The 26066-nt window shown below is 37.8% G+C and carries 20 protein-coding genes; 16 read left to right on the forward strand and 4 right to left on the reverse strand.

Going from position 1 to position 26066, the window contains the following annotated elements; genetic code table 11:
- The first annotated feature begins 2 nt into the window (after window positions 1-2).
- The 6 genes from G9H65_RS02125 (at window position 3) to G9H65_RS02150 (ending at window position 10694) form a co-directional block, all read left to right on the forward strand.
- Complete coding sequence (locus tag G9H65_RS02125; protein WP_166373701.1) at window positions 3-1439, forward strand: DUF1501 domain-containing protein; 1437 nt, start codon at window positions 3-5, stop codon at window positions 1437-1439.
- The gene (locus G9H65_RS02130; protein WP_166373702.1) at window positions 1439-3772 is read left to right on the forward strand and encodes a PSD1 and planctomycete cytochrome C domain-containing protein; all 2334 of its coding nucleotides are present in this window, start codon (window positions 1439-1441) and stop codon (window positions 3770-3772) included. Before G9H65_RS02125 ends, G9H65_RS02130 begins: the two co-directional genes overlap by 1 nt.
- Before the next feature lie 4 nt (window positions 3773-3776).
- Window positions 3777-5234 carry a DUF1501 domain-containing protein gene (locus tag G9H65_RS02135; protein ID WP_166373703.1) on the forward strand — a complete coding sequence of 486 codons (1458 nt, stop codon included), beginning with the start codon at window positions 3777-3779 and terminating at the stop codon, window positions 5232-5234.
- Window positions 5235-5246: 12 nt separating this feature from the next.
- Window positions 5247-7418: a c-type cytochrome domain-containing protein gene (locus G9H65_RS02140; RefSeq protein ID WP_166373704.1), complete on the forward strand. Its 2172-nt coding sequence runs from the start codon at window positions 5247-5249 to the stop codon at window positions 7416-7418.
- Window positions 7419-7521: 103 nt separating this feature from the next.
- Window positions 7522-8178 carry a hypothetical protein gene (locus G9H65_RS02145; protein ID WP_166373705.1) on the forward strand — a complete coding sequence of 219 codons (657 nt, stop codon included), beginning with the start codon at window positions 7522-7524 and terminating at the stop codon, window positions 8176-8178.
- A gap of 104 nt (window positions 8179-8282) precedes the next feature.
- Window positions 8283-10694, forward strand: a complete 2412-nt coding sequence (locus tag G9H65_RS02150; protein ID WP_166373706.1) for a bifunctional YncE family protein/alkaline phosphatase family protein — start codon at window positions 8283-8285, stop codon at window positions 10692-10694.
- A 536-nt stretch (window positions 10695-11230) separates the two neighbouring features.
- On the opposite strand, the gene G9H65_RS02155 is transcribed toward G9H65_RS02150, so the two are convergent.
- The 4 genes from G9H65_RS02155 to G9H65_RS02170 all read right to left on the reverse strand — a co-directional run bounded on the left by G9H65_RS02155 (window position 11231) and on the right by G9H65_RS02170 (window position 15768).
- On the reverse strand, window positions 11231-11653 hold the full coding sequence (locus G9H65_RS02155) for a hypothetical protein (RefSeq protein ID WP_166373707.1): 423 nt from the start codon (window positions 11651-11653) through the stop codon (window positions 11231-11233).
- Between the two features lie 186 nt (window positions 11654-11839).
- Window positions 11840-12262 carry a hypothetical protein gene (locus G9H65_RS02160; RefSeq protein WP_166373708.1) on the reverse strand — a complete coding sequence of 141 codons (423 nt, stop codon included), beginning with the start codon at window positions 12260-12262 and terminating at the stop codon, window positions 11840-11842.
- A gap of 949 nt (window positions 12263-13211) precedes the next feature.
- On the reverse strand, window positions 13212-14942 hold the full coding sequence (gene recJ / locus G9H65_RS02165) for a single-stranded-DNA-specific exonuclease RecJ (RefSeq protein WP_166373709.1): 1731 nt from the start codon (window positions 14940-14942) through the stop codon (window positions 13212-13214).
- 265 nt (window positions 14943-15207) lie between these two features.
- Entirely contained in the window at window positions 15208-15768 is a 561-nt protein-coding gene (locus G9H65_RS02170; protein ID WP_166373710.1) for a sugar transferase, read from the reverse strand.
- A 191-nt stretch (window positions 15769-15959) separates the two neighbouring features.
- Here G9H65_RS02170 and G9H65_RS02175 point away from each other — a divergent pair, with 191 nt between their 5' ends.
- The 10 genes from G9H65_RS02175 (at window position 15960) to G9H65_RS13380 (ending at window position 26062) form a co-directional block, all read left to right on the forward strand.
- On the forward strand, window positions 15960-16499 hold the full coding sequence (locus G9H65_RS02175) for an ArsR family transcriptional regulator (RefSeq protein ID WP_166373711.1): 540 nt from the start codon (window positions 15960-15962) through the stop codon (window positions 16497-16499).
- Window positions 16500-16582: 83 nt separating this feature from the next.
- Window positions 16583-17008, forward strand: a complete 426-nt coding sequence (locus G9H65_RS02180) for an adenylyltransferase/cytidyltransferase family protein (protein WP_166373712.1) — start codon at window positions 16583-16585, stop codon at window positions 17006-17008.
- A gap of 129 nt (window positions 17009-17137) precedes the next feature.
- Entirely contained in the window at window positions 17138-18436 is a 1299-nt protein-coding gene (locus G9H65_RS02185) for a UDP-glucose dehydrogenase family protein (RefSeq protein WP_166373713.1), read from the forward strand.
- A 10-nt stretch (window positions 18437-18446) separates the two neighbouring features.
- Complete coding sequence (gene gmd, locus G9H65_RS02190; RefSeq protein ID WP_205753216.1) at window positions 18447-19538, forward strand: GDP-mannose 4,6-dehydratase; 1092 nt, start codon at window positions 18447-18449, stop codon at window positions 19536-19538.
- Window positions 19539-19634: 96 nt separating this feature from the next.
- On the forward strand, window positions 19635-21359 hold the full coding sequence (locus G9H65_RS02195) for an ABC transporter ATP-binding protein (RefSeq protein ID WP_166373714.1): 1725 nt from the start codon (window positions 19635-19637) through the stop codon (window positions 21357-21359).
- Between the two features lie 41 nt (window positions 21360-21400).
- On the forward strand, window positions 21401-22579 hold the full coding sequence (gene pseC, locus G9H65_RS02200) for a UDP-4-amino-4,6-dideoxy-N-acetyl-beta-L-altrosamine transaminase (RefSeq protein ID WP_166373715.1): 1179 nt from the start codon (window positions 21401-21403) through the stop codon (window positions 22577-22579).
- A 24-nt stretch (window positions 22580-22603) separates the two neighbouring features.
- Window positions 22604-23143, forward strand: a complete 540-nt coding sequence (locus tag G9H65_RS02205) for a GNAT family N-acetyltransferase (protein ID WP_166373716.1) — start codon at window positions 22604-22606, stop codon at window positions 23141-23143.
- Window positions 23140-23994: an aldo/keto reductase gene (locus tag G9H65_RS02210; RefSeq protein ID WP_166373717.1), complete on the forward strand. Its 855-nt coding sequence runs from the start codon at window positions 23140-23142 to the stop codon at window positions 23992-23994. The genes G9H65_RS02205 and G9H65_RS02210 overlap by 4 nt, the downstream gene beginning before the upstream one ends.
- Window positions 23988-24755 carry a cytidylyltransferase domain-containing protein gene (locus G9H65_RS13375; RefSeq protein ID WP_205753217.1) on the forward strand — a complete coding sequence of 256 codons (768 nt, stop codon included), beginning with the start codon at window positions 23988-23990 and terminating at the stop codon, window positions 24753-24755. Before G9H65_RS02210 ends, G9H65_RS13375 begins: the two co-directional genes overlap by 7 nt.
- The gene (locus G9H65_RS13380; protein ID WP_205753218.1) at window positions 24752-26062 is read left to right on the forward strand and encodes an aminotransferase class III-fold pyridoxal phosphate-dependent enzyme; all 1311 of its coding nucleotides are present in this window, start codon (window positions 24752-24754) and stop codon (window positions 26060-26062) included. The genes G9H65_RS13375 and G9H65_RS13380 overlap by 4 nt, the downstream gene beginning before the upstream one ends.
- Window positions 26063-26066 lie beyond the last annotated feature (4 nt).

Raw genomic sequence — 26066 nt, forward strand, 5'->3', positions numbered from 1 at the left:
ATATGAAGACGCAATACAACAGAAGGGAATTTTTACAGAATACGAGCATGGCCACTTTGGCTGCCATGGGGATGAACTCGCCTATGGCTAGTTTGCTCGCAGGTGCCAATAATCCGATTGCCCAAAGGGCTGCTACGGCGGATACGGTGATCTTGCTATGGATGGCAGGTGGTATGGCACATACGGAGACCTTTGACCCGAAACGTTATACTCCTTATGAAAAGGGAATGGAGGGGAATCGCGTGCTAAGTACTTTCAAGTCTGTGCCTACAAAATTGGATGGAATTCATTTTTCAGAAGGATTGGAAGGTATTGGAAGTGTGATGGATAAAGGAACGTTAATTCGTTCTTATGTGGCGGCCGACTTGGGACATATTTTGCATACTCGCCATCAATACAATTGGCATACCTGTTATGAACCTCCACAAACCGTGGCTGCTCCACACATGGGAGCGTGGATAGCGAAGGAGTTAGGTCCTAAAAATCCAGTGATTCCTGCATTCATTGATATTGGTCAGCGTTTTACTGTGGGCGAAGGAGAAGAGTTGAAAGCTTTTCACTCAGCGGGTTTTTTAGGCAATGAATTTGGTCCATTTTTTATACCAGATCCAAGTCAAGGATTGGATAGTGTGCGTCCACCCGTTGGGATGAACATGAAGCGATTTGAAGGCAGAAATAAGTTATACAATGATTTAATCAGTAAGAGTCCCTTTGGTGATTTTGGTAGTGATTATCAAAAAGAATCCCTACGTCGTTCCATGGAGCAGGCCTATATCTTATTGAACTCGCCCGAGTCAAAAGCCTTTAATCTAAGTTCTGAGCCAAAAGAAAGTTATGATATTTACAATACGGGTCGCTTTGGACTAGGCTGTCTATTGGCTCGCCGATTGACCGAGCAAGGAGCCCGCTTTATTTCTGTAACTACCGAATATGAGCCTTTCTTTGGTTTTGATACCCATGAAAATGGCCATACTCGTATGGTGGGCATGAAAAAGCAAATTGATGGCCCAGTGTCTCAGTTGATTAAGGATTTGGATAAAACAGGTCATTTGGATAGAACCTTGGTCATCGTAGCATCTGAGTTTAGTCGTGATATGATGGTCGAAGGTCGCCCTGACCAAACAGTAAAAGAACAAGTCAACCAACCAGAGATTCTGAATGACATGAAGTTTTATGGCATGCATCGCCACTTTACAGATGGATGCTCTATTCTTATGTTTGGAGGAGGCATTAAGCGGGGACATGTTTATGGCAAAACGGCCGATGAAAGACCATGCAAAACCATTGAAAATCCAGTAAAAATTGCAGGTATTCATCAAACCATGTATCATGCTTTAGGTATCAAACCCGATACCCAATATGAAATAGAGAAAAGACCTTTCTATACTACACCCGATGGCAAAGGTCAGGTAGTTAAAGATTTATTGATTAAAGCCTAATGAAAGGAATCCTCGTTCTTTTATCCTATAGTTTGATCATGGGTTTGGCCATGGGCTTGGATTCATGTTCATCGAGTAATGCTTCCCAAATTCAGGAAGAACCAATACCTGAATTAGTTAGTTATAATTTTGATATTCGGCCTATTTTATCGGACAAATGCTCCGCATGTCATGGACCAGATGCCAATAAACGAGAGGCTGGTTTACGATTAGATGATTCGGTGAGTGTTTTCAAGGCATTAAAAGAACATCCTAATGCCTATGCTTTAGTACCAGGAAAGCCCGAGTTATCGGAAGTTTTTCTGCGTATCAGTACCGATGATACGACCAAAATGATGCCACCTAAAGCTTCTCATTTAAAGTTATCTGCTCGAGAAATAGACCTCATTGAAAAGTGGATTAAGCAAGGAGCCAAATACGAAAAGCATTGGGCTTTTGTGGCACCTAAGAAACCAGCCCTTCCTGAAGTGGATCAGAAAGATTGGGTGAAAAATGAGATAGACTATTTTGTGCTTCATAAAATGGAGCAGAAAGATTTAAGCCCGAATGAGGAGGCTGATAAAGAAAGGTTATTAAAACGTGTGGCTTTAGATTTGAATGGCTTACCTCCGAGTTTAAGCCAAATGGATCGTTTTTTGGCAGATAAATCGCCAAAAGCATACGAAAAAATGGTCGATGAGCTACTAAGGAACCCGAGTTATGGCGAGAAAATGGCTGTTTACTGGTTAGATCTGGCCCGTTATGCCGACTCCCATGGTTATCAAGATGATGGTTATAGGACGCAATGGCCTTGGCGAGATTGGGTCATTCATGCACTGAATAAAAACATGCCATATAGTCAGTTCGTCACTTGGCAATTAGCAGGGGATTTAGTGCCTACGTCTAACCCAGCTCAAGCGAAGGAACAATTATTGGCTACTGGTTTCAACCGTAATCATAAAATTACCGAAGAAGGAGGCGTTATTCAGGAAGAATACCGGGTCAGCTATGTGGCCGACCGGAGTGATTTATTTGGGAAGGCATTTTTAGGCGTCACGATGGAATGCGCCCGTTGTCACGACCATAAGTATGACCCCATTACCCAAAAGGATTATTACCAAACTTTCGCCTTTTTTAATAACGTCAAAGAGGTAGGAATAGAATCAGTCATTGGAGGTCCTGAAACCTATGCTAAAAAACCGTTGATGGAAATCAGTAATGATGATGTGAAGGGAATCTTGAAGTTTATCAATAAACAAGATACATCTCGACTCATTGTTTCTGTCATGAGTGATTTAGATACGGCACGTGTGAGCACCATCTTGAAACGTGGGAATTATGATGCGCCGGGAGATGTGGTTCAAGCCGCCATGCCGAGTGTTATTTTACCATTTGCGAAAAATCTTCCAAAAAATAGATTGGGTCTTACTAAATGGCTTTTTGATCAAAAAAATCCATTGACTTCCCGCGTGTTTGTCAATCAAATGTGGCAAGAATTTTTTGGAAAGGGAATCGTGAAAACGGCAGGTGATTTCGGTATGCAAGGAGAATTACCCACTAATCCACCGCTATTGGATTGGCTGGCGGTTGACTTCATGGAACATGGCTGGAACATCAAACGTCTAGTCAAGCAAATGGTGATGTCGGCTACTTACCGCCAATCTGCCAAAATGAGCCCAGAAAAATTGGCCAAAGACCCTGAAAACACCTATTTATCTCGTTCTTCTCGTTCTCGAATCAATGCTGAATTTGTTCGTGATGTGGTCTTGTCGAGCAGTGGCTTATTAGTGCCTATGGTAGGAGGACCCAGTGTGAAACCTTATCAGCCACCAGGGCTTTGGGAAGGCGCCACTTCTGGCCGTGGCTTATTGTCGATGTATGTACAAGATCACGGGGCAAGTTTGTACCGAAGAGGAATGTATACCTTAATCAAAAGAACGGTTCCTCCGCCGACTATGAGCATATTTGATGCCAGTAATCGCGATGTTTGTGAGGTGAGAAGGTTGAAAACAAATACCCCATTGCAGGCTTTGGTCATGATGAATGACCCTACTGTATTGGAAGCTTCACGTGTATTAGCAGCCAAATTATTGCAAGAAAATAATCAGGTTTCTGATAAAATCAATAAGGCCTTTCGGATGATTGTGTGTAGAAAACCTACCGAGAAAGAAATGGGTATTTTGACAACGTATTATCAAAAAGAGTTAAAGAAAATCAATTTAAAACAAGCTAATAAATTGTTGGCCGTGGGGGAGTATCCAATCCCGAATCAGGTAGATAAACAGCTTTTGGCAGTATTAATGCGGGTAGTCAATACCATTTATAATTTAGAGGAAACCATTACTAGAACCTAAGCTGATGTTAGAAAAAGAAATATTAGAGCACGGGCTAAGTTTTAATCGGAGGAGATTTTTGTCGACCATGAGTTTAGGGCTAGGGAGTGTGGCCTTAGGGTCTTTATTAGTTCCTAGTTTATTGAATGGTGGTGATCAAGATGGGGCGGATTTTACACCAGGGATTCCTCATTTTGCGCCGAAGGCGAAACGCGTGATTTACCTCTTTCAAAATGGCGCTCCCTCTCAATTAGAGACTTTTGATTACAAGCCTAAACTCTGTGATATGATGGGGCTGGATCTTCCAGCTTCTGTGCGTGGTTCGCAGCGTCTGACGGGGATGACAGCCAACCAAGCTACATTTCCGCTGGCACCTTCTTTTACTAATTTTAAGCAATATGGACAATCAGGGGCATGGATCAGTGACATCATGCCTTATACTTCTAAGATCGTGGATGATATTTGTATCATTCGATCTATGTATACCGAGGCTATTAACCATGATCCAGCCTTGACATTTTTCCAAACAGGATCTCAGCAGGGTAATCGCCCGAGTATGGGTTCTTGGCTAAGTTATGGTTTGGGGAATGAGAATAAAAACTTACCTGATTTTACCGTTTTGCTTTCTCGTGGAATCGGAAATGGTCAGGGTGTGTATTCCAAATTATGGTCGAATGGCTTTTTGGATTCCATCCATCAAGGTGTTCAATTTAGCAAAGGAGAAGACCCCGTTTTATATTTAAGAGATCCCGAAGGCATGGACCGCAAGGAAAGAAGGGAGATGCTAGATCATTTGGCAGAACTCAATGATTTGTCGTATCAAGAGTTTGGAGATCCTGAGATTTCGGCCAAGGTGAAGCAGTATGAAATGGCCTACCGTATGCAAACTGCCGTTCCTGAGGTTATGGATTTATCGAAGGAATCAGATGATATCATTAAGTTGTATGGTCCGGATTGTTTAGTGCCAGGGACTTTTGCTGCCAATTGCTTATTAGCGAGGAAGCTTTCTGAAAATGGTGTTCGATTTGTGCAATTGTATCATCAAGGATGGGATCAGCATGGCAATCTACCTTTTGAGATACAAAGTCAAGCTAAAGATACCGATCAAGCTTCTGCGGCTTTGATTACTGACTTAAAACAACGCGGTTTATTGGATGAGACCTTAGTGATTTGGGGAGGGGAGTTTGGTCGTACTTGTTACAGTCAGGGGAAATTGACCATTGATAATTATGGTCGAGACCACCATCCACGCTGCTTTAGTATTTGGATGGCTGGCGGTGGAATTAAGCCAGGTATGGTTTATGGAGAAACGGATGAATTAGGATACAATGTTCAGAAAAATCCAGTTCATGTGCATGATTTCCAAGCTACAGTTTTAAATCAGTTGGGTCTTGATCACGAAAAATTAGTGTATAAACATATGGGTAGAAGGTTCAGGTTGACTGACGTATCGGGGAAAGTGGTTCGAGATATCATTAGCTAAGCAGTTTAATTTATGAATAGTAAGCTTAGGGGTATTTTAGAACAGATTTTATTAGCCTCTTTTTTCTTTGTGGGCTTTTTGTTGGTATTTGAAGGAGATTTGCAAATTCCTTTGTTTTTGCAGCCTATCGGTCGACTGCATACGCTTTTATTACACTTTCCCATCGTTTTGCTTTTGTTGGCCATGTTCATGGAATTTTTCCGTTTTCATGATTCCTTCCATAAGAACAACACTTACTTACAATTTACCCAATGGCTCATTTTGGCAGGAGCATTGAGCTCTGGATTAACGGTGATTATGGGTATTTTTTTAGCCAAGGAACCGGGATATGGAGGAGGGGATTTAAATTGGCATCGTTGGTTAGGGGTAGCTACGTATATTTTTGCCTCTTTGCTGTATTGGATCCGTAGCAAAGAATGGTATCAATCAACGATGGCCAAAATCACCTCAATTTCTATGTCGCTTTTGTTGATCCTTGTGGGTCACTTTGGCGGTAATTTAACGCATGGGGGTAATTTTGTGTTGGAGCCATTGATGAAAAGTCAAGCCGTACCATTGGAAGAGGCTGTCGTTTTTCAGAATTTAGTCCAGCCTATATTAGAAAAAAAATGCGTGGCTTGCCATAATCCCGATAAAATTAAAGGGGAGCTTTTATTGACCGATGCTAAATCCATTGCCAAAGGAGGAAAAACAGGGCCATTGTTTGTGGCAGGTAAACCAGAATTAAGTTTGTTGATTCAGCGCGCGCATTTATCCATTGACGACAAAAAGCACATGCCCCCTATTGGCAAGCCTCAATTGAGTGATGATGAATTACAATTATTAAGCTGGTGGGTGAAAGAGAAAGCTTCTTTTACTAAAAAGGTAGTGGATTTAGCTTCTGATGATTCCTTACGCATTCTTTCTACTAAATTGTTGGCTTCGGCATCAGGACCACAGTTGGAAGAATATGATTTCCAAGAAGCGGATGAAAAAACGATTCAAAAGCTTTCCAATGAGTATAGAACCATCATGCTTTTTGCCAAAGACTCTCCAGCTTTATCGGTGAACTTCTTTAATAAGGCTCAATACAAAGCCCCTAAACTGGAGAAATTAAAGGAGATTAAGGAACAAATAGTTACATTAAGTTTAGCAAAAATGCCTGTTCAAAATGCTGATCTGGCATTTGTTAAAGTATTTGAACACTTGCATACCTTGAATTTGAATTTTACGGATGTGACGGAGGTGGGCCTAAAGGAATTGGCAGGAATGAAAGAGTTGATGGTTTTATCGCTTTCTGGAACGAAATTAAAAGCGGCAGGATTAACATCGGCTTTAAAAGCAATACCGAACTTAAAAAAGGCATATGTTTGGGACGCTGGATTGAGTCGAGAAGATATCTCATATCTTCAAAAGCAATTACGAGGAATTCAAGTAGTAGGAGGGTTTCAGGATGATGGTAGTAATCCTTTAAAATTGAATCCCCCTCAGGTGAAAAACCCATCGACCATTTTTGATGAGTATATTGTAGCTCAATTAGGGCACCCCATTAAAGGAGTTGAAATCCGTTATACCACGGATGGCAGTATACCTGATAGCGCCAAATCACCCGTATTTGCAGGAAATTTACGTTTGAATCAGAATACTTCCATACGAGCTAGGGCTTTTAAGCCAGGTTGGATAGGAAGCGATGAAGCAAGCTTTGATTTTTATCGAGGACATTTTAGACCAGATAGTTCTGTTTTACTAACACCACTTAATCGGGTGCATCAGGCGGCAGGCGCAAAAACATTTTTTGATGGGAGGCTAGGCTCATTTAATGCCAATAGCCCTGCTTGGGCAAATAACTGGGCTGGTGTTAGAAACAATGATTTGGTCTTAGTGTCTATGTTTAAACAAGCCATTCCATTATCTTCTGTTGAATTAAGAATCATGGTAGAAACGCAAACAGGAATATTTCCTCCTGAATTAGTGGAGGTTTGGGGTGCAAGTGTTGAAAACCAATGGAAGTTATTATCCAAGTTTAAGCCAGTTATTCCCAAGGAAAATTTTCCACATACGCTTCCATTGATTGGGACAAAATTTAAAGCATCTACCGTTAAATACATCAAAATCGTCGTTAAGCCATTGGAGAAGATCCCTGGATGGCATCCCGCTAAAGATAAGCGCGCCTTGTTTTTGGTCGACGAGATGTTTTTTAATTAGGGGAACTATTTTCATCCTGAAGATTTAGGGCTTTTGTCGCTTTAAGCTTGACTCTGAACAAAATATTGTTTGTTGTCAAAAAATCCCTTTTATCTTTGTCGCCATGAAAAATAGCCTTTTAATTTTTGGATGTACGCTTCTTTTTAGTGTTTCATCTTTATTTGCTCAGCAACCTGGCCCTCCACCAGCACCTATTCCGGTTGAAGTGATGTTTGGAAATAATCGAATGAATTTTCAATTGATTCTCAATAAACCCATCGATGCCAAAGGAAAATTCTCTTTTTTCAATGTGACGAATGGTGCGGTAGATTATCATAATAAAAATGAAGAAACGGAGATTGTGGTAGTGAATTCCATAAACTACGATTTGGGGAATAATTTTAAGGCTGGTGCAGGAGCACAGTGGCATTTTAAATTAGGACTAGTACCCATATTGGGTGTCCAATACTTTAAAGCTAATCCTACCTGGTTACTTTTGGTGTCTCCTAATATCTGTCTTTTACCAAGCACTAATATGGAAGTGGTAAGCTTGGTGGAATACAAGCCTTCCTTGAGTCCTAAAACGAGGCTTTATACCAGAGCCCAAATTTTATATAATCAAGTGTTGGATGGAGGAATTCATGCCAGAAGCGGTTATACGTTACGTGCAGGGATTAGTCGCCAAAAGTTCACGTATGGTATTGGTATGAATTTCGACTATTATGGACCGTTCAAAGCCGAAAAATTGAATACTGGAGCCTTTGTTCGTATAAGCTTATAGCTTGATTTAGAGGAGTATAGGCATATTTAACAAACAGTTTATGTATGCTTATTGGTATTGCTAAGGACTTCCCTTAACTTGCCAATCTAAACCTCCTTTGAACCATGAAAAAGCTCTGTTTATTACTAGGCATTTGCTGCTTTTCTTTTCTATCATATTCACAGCATATAGGTGCTACCGTTTCTTTACCCAACGGATGGAAATTGAGCCCAGCTGGTAAATCGTTTCCATTGGGCGACTTGCCGCTTAATATGGCCATTAGTCATTCCAAAAAATGGGCTGCTGTGACCAATAACGGTCAAAGTAAGCATAGTGTTTACCTGATCGATTTGGCTAAGCAACAAGTGGTGGATTCTCTGATAGTGGCCAAAGCTTGGTATGGATTAGCCTTTAATTCAGATGATTCCCAATTATTCGTTTCAGGAGGGCATGATAATAAAATACTTCGACTGGGAGTATCAGGAGGAAAACTGAGTTTATTAGGGGATATCAAATTAGGAGATGCTTGGCCTAATCGAATTGCTCCATCAGGATTAGCTTTTGATGATGCTCGTCAGCGGTTGTATGTTGTAACGCGGGATAACCGAAGTCTATACATCATTGACGCCAAAAGTAATCAAGTGTTGAAACAATTTGGATTGGATGGAGAAGCCTACATGTGCTTGTTGAGTCCTTCCAAAAATGAACTGTATATTTCATGTTGGGGATGCAACCAAGTACTGGTTTTTGATTTAAAATCGAACCTTTGGAAAAAGTCTATTGAAGTGGGAGATAATCCCAATGAAATGGTGCTGCATCCAAATGGTAAAACCTTGATGGTTTGTAATGCCAATGACAACAGCGTTTCTATGATTGATTTAGCATCCCAAAAAGTTATTGAGACCTTGGATGTGGCCTTATATCCAAATTCTCCAGCAGGATCTACTACCAATGGTTTAGCAATAGATTCAAAAAATAACTACTTGTACATCGCCAATGCAGATAATAATTGTTTGGCTGTTTTTGATGTCAATGTACCTGGAAAAAGTCAGGCTAAAGGATTTATTCCGGTAGGTTGGTATCCTAGTAATGTCAAAGTAATCAACAATCAAATTTGGGTTATTAATGGAAAAGGAAATACTTCCATGGCCAATCCATATGGACCGAGACCTATTCGAAGAGGAGAAGAAGTAAATTTACATGCTGGTGATTCAAATGCTCCCAAGGAGGTGCAGTACATTGGTTCTATGTTTAAAGGAACGATGAGTGTCATTCCTAGACCAAAACCTCAAGAATTGCCTGTTTATACGCGAGCTGCTTATGAAAACTCGGCATATCAGCCTGGAAAGTCAGAGATGGCAGATAAGCTAGCTCCAGGTTTTCCTATACCTATGAAAGCTGGGCAAGTTTCCCCTATCAAATACGTGTTTTATGTCATTAAAGAAAATAGAACTTATGATCAAGTTTTAGCAGATGTTAAAGGAGGAAATGGGGATACTACTTTATTGCTTTTTGGAAGAAAATATACGCCTAATCAACATGCCATAGCTGAGTCATTTGTATTGCTGGATAACTTTTATGTAGATGCTGAAGTGAGTGCAGATGGCCACCATTGGACCATGGGAGCTTATGCTACTGATTACATGGAGAAAAGTTGGCCTACTAGTTATGGTGGCCGAGGTGGTGGAATATATGGGGAAGCAGAGCGTAGTGTATCTCAAAATAAAAATGGATATATCTGGGATCAATGTAACCGATATGGTGTGACTTTTAGGACATATGGGGAGTTTGTAACCAATGGAAAGGCCAATATCCCGGTATTGAATAATCGTTTTCATCCTACTTTCCCAAGTTACAATTTAGCTATTCAAGACACGACTCGCTTAGCCATTTGGAAGAAGGAATTTGAGCAAATGGTCAAAGAGAATCGAGTGCCAAGATTTAATTCTTTACGTATGGGAAATGACCATACGGAAGGTTTGCGGATTGGAAGGCCAACACCTTATGCACATGTGGCCGACAATGATTTAGCGGTAGGGCAATTAATTGAAACATTAGCAAAAAGTCCTATTTGGAATGAAACAGCTGTATTTATTTTAGAAGATGATGCCCAAAACGGGGCTGATCATGTGGATGCACATCGGAGTACAGCCTATGTAGCAGGGGGTTTTGTGAAAAGGAATTTTGTTGATCATACCATGTACACCACGAGTTCTATGTTACGAACGATGGAGCTTATTTTAGGATTACCCCCTATGACGCAGTATGATGCTGCAGCTATGCCTATGTGGAGAAGCTTTGATTCAGTGGCTAAGCCCTTCGACTTTAAAGCCATCGTTCCTCAAATTAACTTATTGGAGAAAAATGTAGTCCGAAATGAATGGCAAAGGCAATCGGAACTTTTCAATTTTGAAAAGGAAGATGCTAATAACGATGTAGCGTTTAATCGAGTGTTATGGCATGGATTGAAAGGAAATGTCCCATTTCCTGGACCAAAGAGAGCAGCTTTTATTTTTCCTGTTAAGAAAAAGGAGTAATTATTGGGTGGCTTCGAGTGCCTCAGCCACCCGAGAGCCTGAGCTAGGGATCGAAAATTGCTATTCGACATTTGTAATGTCGAATGGAAAATAAATCATTGGAATTACCCAATCGAGAAAGTAAACGTTGGTAATATATCGGTAGTTCGACATCACAGATGTCGAACAGCAGATTTTTGCTATTCGACATTTGTAATGTCGAATATTGGATAAAGTAGGCTGGCTTCGAGAGCCTCAGCCAGCGCGGAACCTCAGTGACCAAAGAGCTTATGTCAATTTTGCTATTCGACATTTGTAATGTCGAATATTGGTAAAGTATGCTGGCTTCGAGAGCCTCAGCCAGCGCGGAACCTCAGTGACCAAAGAGCTTATGTCAATTTTGCTATTCGACATTTGTAATGTCGAATATTGGATAAAGTATGCTGGCTTCGAGTGCCTCAGCCAGCATAGAGCCTCAGCCACCCGAGAGCCTGAGCCAACTTTGGATTATAAAACATTGAACCCAAAATGCCGAGGTTTTTGTAAATAAAAAGCTCCTATACGGTGGCTGAGGTTCTCGAAGCCAGCGTATGTGCCTCACGTATAAACCATGCTGTAGATAAAAGTGCAAGGTTTTTAATGATGTATTGTCCTATCAAAGTTGGGGTAAAAATGAATTGCCAAGTATCATTTGGGAGAAAGACAGTAGGAAGAAAAGTCGTGATAAGGTGCAATATCAAGGCATAGAATGCCCATTTAGTGAATGCTGGAAACAGCCAAATCAGGCCTAAAGCACATTCAATAAATCCAAAATAGAAGGAGAACGTATCAAGTCTTAATGTCTGATGCAAGGTAGCTTCATACAGATGTTCGACTAATTTTTCTGCAGGTGAAATTCCTATTACTTTTAGTGCTCCGAACCAGAAGTAGATGATAAATAAGGAAAATCTACTAAACCAAATAATTGTTTTTCTTTCCATAAACTAAATCCTTTGCTTCAAAACTAAGTGAAGGGGAAAGAATTAAAAATGATTATCATCAGCTCTCTGGCGGTGGCTTCGAGTGCCTCAGCCAGCGCGGAACCTCAGCCACCCGAGAGCCTGAGCCAACTTTGGATTATAAAACATTGAACCCAAAATGCCGAGGTTTTTGTAAATAAAAAGCTCCTATACGGAGGCTGAGGTTCTCGAAGCCACCGTATGTGCCTCACGTATAAACCATGCTGTAGATAAAAGTGCAAGGTTTTTAATGATGTATTGTCCTATCAAAGTTGGGGTAAAAATGAATTGCCAAGTATCATTTGGGAGAAAGACAGTAGGAAGAAAAGTCGTGATAAGGTGCAATATCAAGGCATAGAATGCCCATTTAGTGAATGCTGGAAACAGCCAAATCAGGCCTAAAGCACATTCAATAAATCCAAAATAGAAGGAGAACGTATCAAGTCTTAATGTCTGATGTAAGGTAGCTTCGTATAGATGCTCTACCAACTTTTCAGCAGGTGAAATCCCGGCCACCTTTAATGCTCCAAACCAAAAGTAAATCGTAAATAGGGAGATTCTGCCGAACCAATTGATTGTCTTATTTTCCATATCGCAAAGCCTTTGTTTCAAAACTAAGTGATGCAAATAGAATTAAATATGACCATTATCAGCTAGGGGGGCTTCGAGGGCCTCAGCCACCACTGAGCTTCAGCTATCTGGAATCATCGTGTGGAAATAATAATATAGATAAGGTGGCTGAGGCTCTCGAAGCCACCATATTGCTTGCCCTCATATAATCCTAAATCTGCTGTTCGACATCTGTGATGTCGAACAGCAGATTAATAAGGTGGCTTCGAGAGCCTCAGCCACCATAGCTCCTCGGCCAGCAAGGGTGTATAATCCGTAAATCCTCTATTCAACTTCAGCGATGTCGAATGAAAAATATAGCAGTTGAAATTTTTCAATCTAGGAATTATATGTAGTGAAAACTAGCTGTTCGACATCACAGATGTCGAACAGCAGATTAATAAGGTGGCTTCGAGAGCCTCAGCCACCCGAGTGCCTCAGCCAGCAAGGTTGTATAGTTCGTTAATCCGCTATTCAACTTCAGCGATGTCGAATGGAAAATGAAGCTGTTAATATGATCCAATTTCGTGTATGTAGCAAGTAGTTGTTCGACATCACAGATGTCGAACAGCAGAAGGTTCTCTGGTGGCTGAGGCACTCGAAGCCACCAGATTGCTTGCCCTCATATAATCCTAAATCTGCTATTCGACATTTGTAATGTCGAATATTGGAAATAGTATGCTGGCTTCGAGATCCTCAGCCAGCTAGTGTGTTTAATCCGTAAATCCTCTATTCAACTTCAGCGATGTCGAATGGAAAATGAAGCTGTTAATATGATCCAATTTCGTGTATGTAGCAAGTAGTTGTTCGACATCACAGATGTCGAACAGCAGAATAGAATAGTTGTAGTTCTCATGTGGCTGAGGCTCTCGAAGCCACCAGAACAGAGGCTCTCGAAGCCACTTTTACTTATGTTCTCGAAGCCAACATATTAAGCCATATCCAAAGCCCTTAACTGCAATTTTCGATTGCCCCTAAACTCATTCACTTCCAAGTGATAGACCAATGAAATGGGCTTTTGATTCAAATAGGCCTCCATCAATCCTTCATAAAAATCAGCTTTTAGATTAAAAGCAATGACTTCCATCACAGGATTTTCAGGACGATCTTGAACAAATAATTTCAGATGTGCCTCTTTCATTATAGTGGGAGGAGCACTTTGAAAAAGCTGATTACTTTGAAAAAGCGGAATCATATTTCCTGGACCAAATGGAGATAATCGAATTAATAATTTATCATGAAAAGCTAGATTGAGGGCAGAAAGAGGAACTTCCATATCAATCAATAATTCAGCCTGAGGGGGATTTTCTGTTAAACCAATCTTAACTAATCCGTCGAATCGCTGAATGAAAGCAGGTAAATCTGCTGGTTTAAGATGTAATCCTGCTGCATGGGTATGGCCACCAAACTGAACCAATAAATCTGCGCAAGATTCTAGGGCAGCATGAATATCAAAACCTTTGACTGAGCGTGCTGAACCTACTAAATGACCATTCGATTCGGTAAGAATGATGGTAGGACGATAATAGTGTTCTTGCATTTTACTAGCTACAATGCCCACGACACCTTTGTGCCAAGATGGATGAAATAGTACTGTTGAAAATGCCGTAGGTAAGAATGCATCTTGCTGAAAGATTTCCAAGGCCTGTTGAACAATTTCTTTTTCTACTTCCTTCCGACTTTGATTTTGTTTCAAAACGGCTTCGGCTAGCTGGCTAGCTTCCATGGTGTCGGATGCTAATAATAATTTGACGGCACCATGTGCATGGTCCATTCTACCTGCAGCATTGATGACTGGGGAGATGGAAAAGACAATATCCGTTACTTGGATGGGAGCAGTTCTCCCTGCATTTTGGAGTAAATAGGCCAATCCAGGAGAAGGGTTGCTACTTAGCTTCTCCAAGCCAAAATAAGTAAAAATTCGATTTTCGTCTGTTATGGGAACCATGTCGGCCGCTATACTGCAAGCCAATAAATCAATTCTGTCCCAGAGTGGTTCTGTTTCTAAATAATTGGCTTCAATAAAGGCTTGCAAGAGTTTGAAGCCAACTCCACAACCCGTCAATTCCTTGAAAGGATAGGCACAATCTTTTCTTTTAGGATCTAAAACGGCCAAAGCATTGGGCAGCGTCCCTTCTGGCAAATGGTGGTCACACACAATGAAATCAATACCTTGTTCATGACACCAATCGACTTTCTCGTGGGCTTTGATGCCGCAGTCTAGAGAAATAATTAAGCTGTAATTATTGTCTTTGGCATATTGAACTCCAGCCTGTGAAACACCATAGCCTTCGTTATAACGGTCGGGAATGTAGTAGTCACAATCCGCCCCAAGAATTTCACTTAAATATCCGTAAACCAAAGCCACAGAAGTGGTCCCATCTACATCGTAATCTCCATAAATCAAGATTTTCTCACCTGTTTCCAAAGCTAGGCCTAAGCGTTCTACTGCCTTGACCATGTCTTTCATGAGGAAAGGATCATGAATGGAAGTTAATTCTGGCCGCATGAAAGCTTTGGCTTGGTCAAAGCTTTGTATACCTCTAGATAAAAGTAACTGCAAAAAAAAAGGGTTTTTAACGGTACTTAATTCTTCCGAAAGCTGTTGTAATGCTTCTTTTTCTGGAGGAGGCAACAGCGTCCATTTTTTTTTAGGCAACATAGAGAGTCGGCGTATAGAGGTATAAAAAGGGTATTAGTGTTTTTTATTTTGGTTAAGAATGAAAGAATTGGAGGTATTTTATGAGTTATTCATTCATTGTATTTTCTATTAATAAATCTCCATAAATATCCCCAGAATAAATAATTAAATAATTGATTATCAATTACTTGATTTAAATGCAAAATACTATACTCTTAATTCTACATTCTTAATTCTACATTCTTAATTCTTCATTCTACATTCTTAATTCTTCATTCTACATTATTTAATGTGCCACCCCATCCCGCTTCACCACTTTCCAAGCAGTAAGGCACATGATTTTTAGGTCAAAGAAAAAGGATTGTTTTTGAAGGTATTCGGCATCGAAAGCCACTTTTTGTTCATTCGGAATTTCATCACGACCATTCACTTGGGCCCAGCCCGTTAATCCTGGAACTAGCGTATGTACGGATGCTTCGGTTCTAGCAGTGTTCAGGTCGGTCTGGCTAGGTAGTGATGGACGAGGACCTACAAAAGACATGTCGCCATGTAGGATGCACCACAACTGGGGTATTTCATCTAAACTCGATTTTCTGAGAAATGAACCTATTGGCGTTAGAAATTGATCAGGATTGGTTAATAAATGGGTGGCCACCACGGGAGTATGGGTCAGCATGGTTCTAAACTTAGGCATGGGGAAAGTGACATTGTTTTTACCCATGCGAGTGGACCAATAAATGATGGGGCCAGAAGAGGTGAATCGGACCAACAAAGCAATGATGATAGCAGGAATTGCCAAAATTAGGCACAAAATGAGGGCTAAAAGTAAATCAAATAATCGCTTCATGGGTCATTGTAAGCCACAAATATAAGGAATTTGAAGCCTGCAAGGGCTTTTGTTGAATTTATTGCCACAAAATAAATTTTATTTCCCTATTTAATCTAAAATGTATATTTTTGTTACTCAATTTTGTATCAGTCTGCTCACTTAATATGTGAGTCAGGTGGGCGAAGCCGTAGCAAGCCATTCCTTTTCCTTTGCAATTAGACTCCATTTTTTCAGGTAAAATTCGTGTCAAGCTATTGACCAAACTCCTGCTTAACCCAGCAAGTAAGGTTTACTTACGTGGTTTAGAAAGGGAGTTGGGCGTGAGTAGTAATACCGTACGTTTGGAATTGAATAAGTTGAATGAAATGCACTTGATTAAAGTTCAGGTAGATCCAGACAATTCCAAGGTGAAACATTACACGGTAAATACAACGCATCCTATGTTCAGTTCTTTGCGGGGAATCATCATGCAATTTGTGGGTTTGGATCAAATCATCGAACAGGTAATCGATAAATTGGGGAATGTCGAAAAGGTATATCTGACGGGTGATTTAGCGGAGGGGAAAGATTCTCCTTTTGTCGACTTAGTGTTGATTGGAGATGTGGACAAAGACTATTTGTATCAATTAATACAGAAGGCCGAGGGACTTATTCCTCAGAAAAAAATACGTGTAGCGGTGTATGCTAGCCAAGAGCAACATGCTTTCTTGGACAATTTTAATGGACCGTATTTTCATTTATTGAATTGAATGGAGTTTTATTTTGCCGATTTTGACTTGAAACTGGCAATTAATTAGCTTGAGAAAGTATTAAATCAAAGTTTGTTGTTTAAATGAAGAAAAAAGTAGTTATAGTTAGCGGTTATTTTAATCCTATTCATAAAGGACATATTGAATATTTTCAGCATGCGAAAGAGAAGGGAGATTTATTATTTGTTATCGTGAATAATGATTTCCAAAGAGCATTAAAGGGATCTAAAGAGTTTCAAGATGAGAAAGAGAGGATATTTATAGTTGAAAATTTAAAAATGGTTAATCAATGTTTTTTATCCATTGACCAAGATAGGACTGTCAGAGAAACTTTGAAATGGATTTATAGTCAATATGCCAATGATTTTGATTTGGCATTCGCAAATGGTGGAGATCAAAATAATGATACAATTCCAGAAAGACCTATATGTACTGAATTGGGTATTGTGCTTTTAGAAGGCTTAGGGAATAAAATCCAATCCTCCTCTTGGCTTCTAAAAGTACAGTAAATGAAAAATCAATCTTTTGTCATTTGAAGAATAGAAATTCCTTAAAATGTAAGTCCAAAGTTGAATTATCAATTCATTATTTAAATTAAAGTTTAAGGTACACAGATTGGAGTCTAATTTACTTTTATTATGAATATTGCAGTTATAGGGACAGGTTATGTGGGTTTAGTTTCGGGGACTTGTTTTGCAGAAACCGGAAATAAAGTAACCTGTGTAGATATAGACCAAGCTAAAATTAATAGATTAGTTCAAGGAGAAATTACTATATATGAGCCTGGTCTTGAGAAGATGTTTTTAAAGAACCTTAAAGACGGTCGCTTAAAGTTTACCACAGATTTAAAAGAAGGAATTCACGATGCTCAGATTGTATTTTTAGCATTACCTACCCCTCCGACAGAAGATGGAAGTGCAGATTTGAAATATGTCTTGGGTGTAGCTAATCAATTAGGACAATTACTAGAAAACTATAAAGTAATAGTAGATAAAAGTACTGTACCTGTAGGGACTGCAGATAAAGTTAAGAAAGCCATTGAAAAACATTCGAAAGTTGAATTTGATGTGGTAAGTAATCCAGAATTTTTGCGTGAAGGCGTTGCTGTAGAGGATTTTATGAAACCTGATCGTGTTGTAATTGGAGCAAGCTCTGAACGTGCAAAGAAAGTTATGGGAGATCTTTATGCACCTTTTGTTCGTCAAGGGAATCCAGTCATTTTTATGGATGAAAAAAGTGCTGAACTAACTAAATACGCTGCAAACTCTTTCTTGGCAACTAAAATCTCGTTTATGAATGAAATTGCGCAACTTTGTGAAAGGTTGGGGGCAGATGTGGATATGGTTAGGAAGGGTATTGGAAGTGATGAACGAATAGGTAAACGGTTTTTGTTTCCAGGCATAGGATATGGAGGGAGTTGCTTTCCAAAGGATGTGCAGGCTCTTATTAAGTCTTCAGAAGAGGTTTTGTATGATTTTCAAATTTTAAAATCAGTTGAAAGAGTAAATGATTTTCAAAAAACACATCTAATTCCAAAAATTAGAAATCATTTTAATGACGACTTGAACGGAAAACATTTTGCACTTTGGGGGTTAGCTTTCAAACCCAATACGGATGATATTCGTGAAGCTCCTGCCTTATATATCATACAATCTTTACTTCAATCAGGTGCTACGATTAGTGCTTATGATCCAGAAGCAATGAATAATGTTAAAAATCAATTGGGTGATTCTATACAATATGCAAGAAATCCTTATGAAGCATTAAAAGATGCTGACGCGCTAATTATAGCAACGGAGTGGTCTGAGTTCAGAACACCTGATTTTGATCAAATACAAGGCTTATTGAAAAGCAAAGTAATTTTTGATGGGAGGAATCTTTATTCCAAAAGTGATTTTATAAATTCTAATATTTTATATTATAGTATAGGAAGATAAATTTAAAATTTTGAAAAAAGCAATTGTTACAGGAATCACAGGTCAAGATGGAGCATATCTTGCTGAATTTTTACTTCAAAAAGGTTATGAAGTTCATGGAATAAAAAGAAGAGCTTCGTCAATTAATACACAAAGAATTGACCATATTTATCAAGACCCGCATGTTTCCGAAAGTAATTTTCATTTACATTATGGAGATTTAACAGATAGTACAAACCTGATTCGCATTATTCAAGAAGTTCAACCAGATGAAATTTACAACTTGGCTGCAATGAGCCATGTTCATGTCAGTTTTGAGGAACCAGAATATACTGCAAATGCCGATGGAATAGGAACTTTACGAATTTTAGAGGCAATTAGATTATTAGGTTTAACACAGAAAACTAAAATATATCAAGCTTCAACTTCTGAGCTTTATGGCTTAGTTCAAGAAGTTCCTCAATCAGAGTCGACCCCTTTTTATCCTAGGTCGCCATATGCTGTAGCTAAATTGTATGCTTATTGGATCACGATTAATTATAGAGAAGCGTATAATATGTTTGCCTGCAATGGTATTTTATTTAATCATGAATCTCCTCAACGTGGTGAAACTTTTGTCACAAGAAAAATCACAAGAGCCACAGCTAAGATAGCTTTAGGGATAGAGGATTGTTTATATTTAGGAAATCTAGACGCAAAAAGAGATTGGGGACATGCTAAAGATTATATTGAAGGCATGTATTTAATTTTGCAACAAGAGAAAGCGGAAGATTTTGTATTGGCAACGGGTATTACTACAACAATTCGAGATTTTGTGATTATGAGTTTTGCTGAATTGGGAATTGAGTTAGGATTTAGAGGGGAAAAAGAAGCTGAAGAAGGTTTTATCTTGAAGAATAATAGTGAATATCAATTAGAAAAAGGAAAAGTAGTTGTGAAAGTTGATCCTAAATATTATCGACCAACCGAAGTAGACCTATTAATTGGAGACCCTACTAAAGCTATGACAAAATTAGGATGGAAGCCTAAATATGATTTGCCAGCTTTAGTTAAAGAGATGGTTTCAAGTGATCTTAAATTATTTAAGAAAGAATTATTTATAATAAATAGTGGCCTGAGATAGTATCTTATTTTTATCTGATCTATCAAGAATTAATTTTATTAAATTATTATTCGTATCAAAACATTTAAATTCTCATTATTTAAAAAAATTAGCTATTTGCTTTCAGGCAAACAGAAAAAACAATTAATAATTTTAGGTATATTATTGTTGATTGGTGTTTTTTTTGAAATGCTAGGTTTAGGTATTTTAATTCCAGCTTTTGCGATTATTTTAAATCCAAAAGTTGGGAATGAGTTTCCAGTAATAAAACCGTTAATTGATCTATTGGGGAATCCAACTCAATTCCAATTATTATTTTTTGGAATGTCGATTTTGATTTTTATCTATTTTATAAAGGCAATATTTCTAATTTATATAAGTTGGAAGCAAAGTAAGTTTTCTGCCGACCTATCTGCTGATATTGGTAGAAAGTTGTTTGATGGTTATATGAAAATGCCATATACTTTTCACCTTCAAAGAAATTCTGCTGAATTATTAAGGAATATTCAAGGTGAAGTTGGTCAATTTACATTTATCTCACAATCAGTTATTAGTTTGTCGGTTGAAATTTCTGTAATCGCTGGAGTCGTGTTTACCATAGTATTGTTAGAGCCTTTGGGGGCCTTTATCATTATGGTATTTTTGGGGATTTCAATTATAGTTTTTCATCGAATTACGAAAAATAAACTTTTAAATTGGGGAAACTTAAGGCAGCTTCATTCTGGCTTATCTAATAAACATGTTTTGCAAGGTATTGGAGGAATTAAAGATGTTAAATTTTTGGGGAAAGAAATATTTTTCCTAAATCAGTTTGATTATCATAATGAGCAAAATGCCAAGACATTAGCAAAGGTGGCTACTTTAGGATTGGTACCTCGGTCTTATTTGGAGTTGTTATCTGTTGTTGGTTTAGCAGGCTTGATTATTATTATGGTATTCCAAAATAGACCAGTGGAGTTGCTTATACCAACTATCGGGGTTTTTGCTGCAGCTGCATTTAGGATGATTCCCTCCGCAAATAGGATCATGACATCGATGCAAGGTATTCGATATGCACAACCTGTTGTAGAGTTGTTGTATAATGAGTTTAAAGAAATTAATGCGGTAGAAAAATGGGATTCTCTAAATGATAATTTGGAGGAGCTAGCCTTTGAAAATGAATTGAAATTGAATCATGTTAATTTTAAGTATTTTAAAAGTAATAGAAATGCGTTGCATGAAATTAATCTTACTATTAAAAGAGGAGAAACTATTGGATTTATTGGTCCAAGTGGATCAGGTAAAAGTACTTTAGTTGATGTTATTTTGGGTCTAATTGTTCCAGATAATGGTACAATTAGTTTTGATAAACAAGATATTTTTAAAAATGTCCGATATTGGCAAAACCAGATTGGATATGTACCGCAGACGATATATTTAACAGATGATTCGATTAAGAATAATATTGCCTTTGGAATACCTGAAGATGAAATTGATGAAATAGCTTTACAAAAATCTATTGATGCAGCACAATTAAAAGATTATATTGATTCCTTGCCTGAAGGTGTTTTATCTCAAGTTGGAGAAAGAGGTGTTAGGCTTTCTGGAGGCCAAAGACAAAGAATTGGAATTGCTAGAGCATTGTATTATAACCCGCAAATTTTATTACTGGATGAAGCTACAAGTGCTCTTGATTCTTTGACTGAAATTGAAGTAATGAAGTCAATAACTGCATTGAAAAAAGAGAAGACGATTTTGATAGTTGCACATCGAATTTCTACATTAACCAATTGTGATAAAATTTACAAATTGGAAAATGGTAAAATAGTAGAGGAAGGTACTCCTTCAACGATGTTAAATTAATTCGAAAGATTAAAGAATTAACTACCCATTTGGGGATTTATATGTTCAAGCCATTACCTTATGGACGACAAGATATTTCAGAAGAAGATATCGAAGCAGTCGTTAAAGTTTTAAAATCTGATTTTTTAACTCAAGGACCATTAGTGGGTCAATTTGAGGATGCAGTAGCACAATACTGTGGAGCTAAATATTCTGTTGCAGTGAACAGTGCTACCAGCGCCCTACATATTGCTTGTTTAGCACTAGGAGTAAAAGAAGGGGATTGGGTATGGACGACACCTATTACTTTTGTCGCTTCCGCAAATTGTGCGATTTATTGTGGGGCTTCAGTAGATTTTGTTGACATAGATCCGTTAACTTACACCATAAGTGTGGAAAAGCTTGAAGAAAAGCTTTTATTGGCAAAAACCACAGGTAAATTACCTAAAGTTGTTATACCTGTTCATTTATGTGGACAATCTTGTGATATGGAAGGCATTGCTAGATTAAGTCATGAATATGGGTTTAAAGTTATTGAAGATGCCTCTCATGCTATTGGAGGTAAATACAAAAATTTACCTATTGGAAATTGTCAATATAGCGATATTACCATATTTAGCTTCCATCCTGTAAAGATTATCACTTCGGGGGAAGGTGGAATTGCATTGACAAATAATGTTGAATATTGTGCTCATATGCAAAGGTTAAGAAGTCATGGAATCACTCGTGATCCACGTGAAATGAGTCATAGTCCTGACGGTCCATGGTATTATCAACAAATTGAATTGGGCTTTAATTATCGAATGACAGATATTCAAGCGGCCTTAGGTTTAAGTCAATTGAAACGTTTGGATGAATTTGTTAAAAGAAGGCAAGAAATTGCAAAAAAATACAATGAACTTTTGTTCGATTTAGATTTAGTGATACCATTTCAAAACAAAGAGACTTATTCAAGCTTTCATTTATATGTGGTTCGAACAAATCAAGATAAAAGAAACAGTCATAAGGAATTAGTTGAAAGACTACGTTCAAATGGAATAATGGTTAATCTTCATTATATTCCTATATATCATCATCCTTATTATCAAGTAAAAGGTTATAATCCGAAAGACTTTCCAGAATCTGAAATGTATTATTCTCAGGCCATCAGTTTGCCAATTTATTTTGGATTGAAGGATGAAGAAATAGAATATATAGTCGAAAAATTAAAGACACCTATTAATTTTCAGACTATATTTTAATTCGAGAAATCAAAATATCCCCGAATGGTATTTCCAACGAAAATTGAATCAGAAAGATTAAAGCTAATTCCACTTTCTTTAAAGCAATTATCAGAGGAATATGTCTGTTGGATGAATAACTCAATTGTAAATGAATACTTAGAAAGTGGGGGAAATTATACATTGGAATTGTTAGAATTGTATTTAAAGACTGTAGAAGAGAAAAGTATTTTTTTTTATGCTATAATTTTAAAGGCTAACAATAAACATATCGGTAATATTAAGATTGATCCGATTAACTATAAGCATGGGTTTGCGGAGTATGGTATTATGATGGGAGATATTAATGAATGGGGCAAGGGCTATGCATTTGAAGCCTCTAATTTGGTAATCAAATATTGTTTTGAGGAATTAAAACTAAGAAAAATTTGTTTGGGGGTAATTAGTGAAAATATAGCTGCGGTTAACCTTTATAAGAAACTTGGGTTTATTATTGAAGGAATTTATAAGGAGCATTTTCTTTATAAAGGCGATTACTGTAGTTGTATAAGAATGGCAATTTTTAATCCCAAAAGAATAAAATGAAATTAGTCTTGGGGACTGTTCAGTTTGGCCTAAATTATGGTATAAATAACGTTAATGGACAAACTACGGAAGATGAAGCTTTCCAAATTTTGGATTTTGCCTATCAACATGGAATTAATCGATTAGATACAGCGGCGAACTACGGAAATGCAGAATATTTATTAGGTAAATATTTCAAGAAGTACCCGACCAATAAATTTGAAATCATTACCAAATTAAATTTGGCAAATAGAACTTGTGAAGAATCGTTGAAATCAAGTATTGATAAACTTCAAGTCGATTCTATCAATTCCTTGATGTTTCATTCTTATTCAGATTACCAAAATAGTAAAAGTCAAATTCAGCCATTAAATAGAAACTTTAAAGGTAGATTATTTAAAAAACTAGGAGTTTCAATCTATACCAATGATCAATTGAAAGCTGTCATTGAAGATTCAGAAATTGATTTAATTCAAGCACCTTTTAATTTACTAGATAATGAAAATTTACGCGGGGACTTATTTTTGAAAATTAAAGAAGCAAGTAAAGAACTACATACAAGATCGGTTTTTCTTCAAGGTCTTTTTTTTAAGGAAATAAACATGTTTCCTGAAAAGCTAAAACCTTTAATTCCATCTATTCAATTACTTCATGCCCTTGCAAAGAGGAATCATATTTCGTTAAATGATTTGGCCATAGCCTATGTCCTTTCGAAAAAATACATCGACGGAGTATTGTTTGGGGTTGATAGTTTAGAGCAAATGAAACAAAATATTTATAGTTCATCAAAGGTTCTTTCCTCGGAAACAATTCAACAAATAGATGCAATCAAAATATTGAATGTTGATTTATTAAATCCTTCCTTATGGTAAATGAAAAAGTCATCATTTTAACACAAGCGAGAATAGGAAGTACGAGATTTCCACATAAAGTACTAAAAAAAATTGGGGACGAGAGTTTGCTTTCAATTCATCTGAAGAGACTGAAAAAGTCAATAAAAGCCTCAAAAATAATAGTAGCAACTACGTTTGAAGAAGATTCAGACAAAATCGTAGATATTGCATTGCATGAAAATGTAGAATCAATTAAAGGCTCTACAGATAATGTTCTTGATCGCTTTTATCAAGCCGCCAAAAATGAGAAGCCAGACTTTGTTGTTCGAGTAACATCAGACTGCCCATTAATTGATCATCAATTGATTGATCAGGTTATAGAAATGACCATTCAAAATGACCTTGATTATGGCTCCAATATTTTGGTAGAAGAATTTCCAGATGGACAAGACATTGAAGTAATCAAATGGTCCGCCCTTGAAAAAGCTTGGCTTGAGGCGAAACTGCCATCTGAACGAGAGCATGTTACCCCATACATTAGAAAAAATGCAGATTTCAATGGCGGAATCTTATTTAAGGCGATGAATTATTCAGCAAATGCCAATTATAATCAAGTTAGAATGACAGTGGATTTACCTTCCGATTTGGAGACCATCACTATGTTGATTTCTAAATTAGGAATGGATGAAAGTTGGAAGACATATACCGATTATATTGTTGAGAATCCTGAATTATTTGAAAACCAAAAAATTGTTCGAAACGAAGGATATATGAAATCCTTAGAAAAAGATGATAAATGATGGGTAAGGGTCAAGAATTATATAAAAAAGCAAAAACGCTCATTCCAGGTGGTACCATGTTGTTGTCTAAAAGACCAGAGATGTTCTTACCGGACAACTGGCCATCTTATTACAGTAAGGCAAAAGGTTGTAAGGTATGGGATTTAGATGGCAAGGAATACCTCGACATGTGTATTATGGGTATTGGTACTAATACCTTGGGATATGGCAATGACGAAGTAGATGCAGCTGTCATTCAAACCGTACAAAATGGCAACATGAGTACGCTCAATTGCCCTGAAGAGGTTTGGCTAGCTGAAGAGTTAATTCAAATGAACCCTTGGGCTCATATGGTTCGATTTGCTAGAAGTGGAGGCGAAGCTAACGCAATAGCCATTCGTATTGCTCGTGCTGCTTCTGGAAAAGATAAGGTGGCAATATGCGGATATCATGGTTGGCATGATTGGTATTTATCTACCAATCATAACCAAGGCGATGGATTATCATGCCACCTTTTGCCAGGGTTAGATCCTTCTGGCGTTCCCAAAAAACTGAAGGACACCGTTTTCCCTTTTCACTATAATAACATAGAAGAGTTGGAAAACTTGATTAAGAATCAAGATATCGGAGTGATTAAAATGGAAGTTGTCAGAAATTTCGGCCCTGAGGATAATTTTCTTCAAAAAGTCCGAGATTTGGCCACAAAACATCAAATAGTTTTGATTTTTGATGAATGTACATCCGGATTTAGAGAGACTTATGGAGGGATATATAAAAAATATGGCGTCGAACCAGATGTAGCTATGTTTGGCAAAACAATTGGGAACGGCTATGCCTTGACGGCTGTAGTAGGCAAGAGAGAGGTCATGGAAGCAGCTCAAAAAACGTTTATAAGTAGTACATTTTGGACAGAGAGAATTGGTCCAACAGCTGCCTTGAAAACCTTGGAAGTAATGAGGCGAATAAAGTCTTGGGAAATCATTACCGAAAATGGTTTGACGATGCAGAGAGGATGGAAAAAATTAGCAGATAGTTATCAACTGAATATTTCAATCTCAGGTATTCCTTCACTATCTACTTACTCATTTGCTGGAGAAAATACATTAAAATATAAAACCTATCTAACACAGGAAATGCTGAAAATGGGTTTTCTAGCAAGTACCAATTTTTATGCTTCAGTGGCACATGAAGAAGAACATTTTACTTCTTATTTTAATGCTCTGGATCAAGTATATTGTGTAATTTCTGAATGTGAAAAGGGCCAAAAAAACATCGATGAATTATTAGAGGGCGCTGTTTGTCATGCAGGATTTAAACGACTAAATTAAATTT

Origin of the sequence: Aquirufa ecclesiirivi (genome assembly GCF_011250515.1) — a bacterium.
Taxonomy (GTDB): Bacteria; Bacteroidota; Bacteroidia; order Cytophagales; family Spirosomataceae; genus Aquirufa; species Aquirufa ecclesiirivi.

Excerpts from the sequence above, each read along its gene's own strand:
- G9H65_RS02130 (WP_166373702.1), top strand. The coding sequence starts at position 1,439 with ATGAAAGGAATCCTCGTTCTTTTATCCTATAGTTTGATCATGGGTTTG.
- G9H65_RS13380 (WP_205753218.1), top strand. The coding sequence starts at position 24,752 with ATGATGGGTAAGGGTCAAGAATTATATAAAAAAGCAAAAACGCTCATT.
- G9H65_RS02170 (WP_166373710.1), bottom strand. The coding sequence starts at position 15,768 with ATGAAGCGATTATTTGATTTACTTTTAGCCCTCATTTTGTGCCTAATT.
- G9H65_RS02140 (WP_166373704.1), top strand. The coding sequence starts at position 5,247 with ATGAATAGTAAGCTTAGGGGTATTTTAGAACAGATTTTATTAGCCTCT.
- G9H65_RS13375 (WP_205753217.1), top strand. The coding sequence starts at position 23,988 with ATGGTAAATGAAAAAGTCATCATTTTAACACAAGCGAGAATAGGAAGT.
- G9H65_RS02210 (WP_166373717.1), top strand. The coding sequence starts at position 23,140 with ATGAAATTAGTCTTGGGGACTGTTCAGTTTGGCCTAAATTATGGTATA.
- G9H65_RS02185 (WP_166373713.1), top strand. The coding sequence starts at position 17,138 with ATGAATATTGCAGTTATAGGGACAGGTTATGTGGGTTTAGTTTCGGGG.
- G9H65_RS02150 (WP_166373706.1), top strand. The coding sequence starts at position 8,283 with ATGAAAAAGCTCTGTTTATTACTAGGCATTTGCTGCTTTTCTTTTCTA.
- G9H65_RS02145 (WP_166373705.1), top strand. The coding sequence starts at position 7,522 with ATGAAAAATAGCCTTTTAATTTTTGGATGTACGCTTCTTTTTAGTGTT.
- G9H65_RS02155 (WP_166373707.1), bottom strand. The coding sequence starts at position 11,653 with ATGGAAAGAAAAACAATTATTTGGTTTAGTAGATTTTCCTTATTTATC.
- recJ (WP_166373709.1), bottom strand. The coding sequence starts at position 14,942 with ATGTTGCCTAAAAAAAAATGGACGCTGTTGCCTCCTCCAGAAAAAGAA.
- G9H65_RS02205 (WP_166373716.1), top strand. The coding sequence starts at position 22,604 with ATGGTATTTCCAACGAAAATTGAATCAGAAAGATTAAAGCTAATTCCA.
- G9H65_RS02160 (WP_166373708.1), bottom strand. The coding sequence starts at position 12,262 with ATGGAAAATAAGACAATCAATTGGTTCGGCAGAATCTCCCTATTTACG.
- G9H65_RS02135 (WP_166373703.1), top strand. The coding sequence starts at position 3,777 with ATGTTAGAAAAAGAAATATTAGAGCACGGGCTAAGTTTTAATCGGAGG.
- G9H65_RS02125 (WP_166373701.1), top strand. The coding sequence starts at position 3 with ATGAAGACGCAATACAACAGAAGGGAATTTTTACAGAATACGAGCATG.
- pseC (WP_166373715.1), top strand. The coding sequence starts at position 21,401 with ATGTTCAAGCCATTACCTTATGGACGACAAGATATTTCAGAAGAAGAT.
- G9H65_RS02180 (WP_166373712.1), top strand. The coding sequence starts at position 16,583 with ATGAAGAAAAAAGTAGTTATAGTTAGCGGTTATTTTAATCCTATTCAT.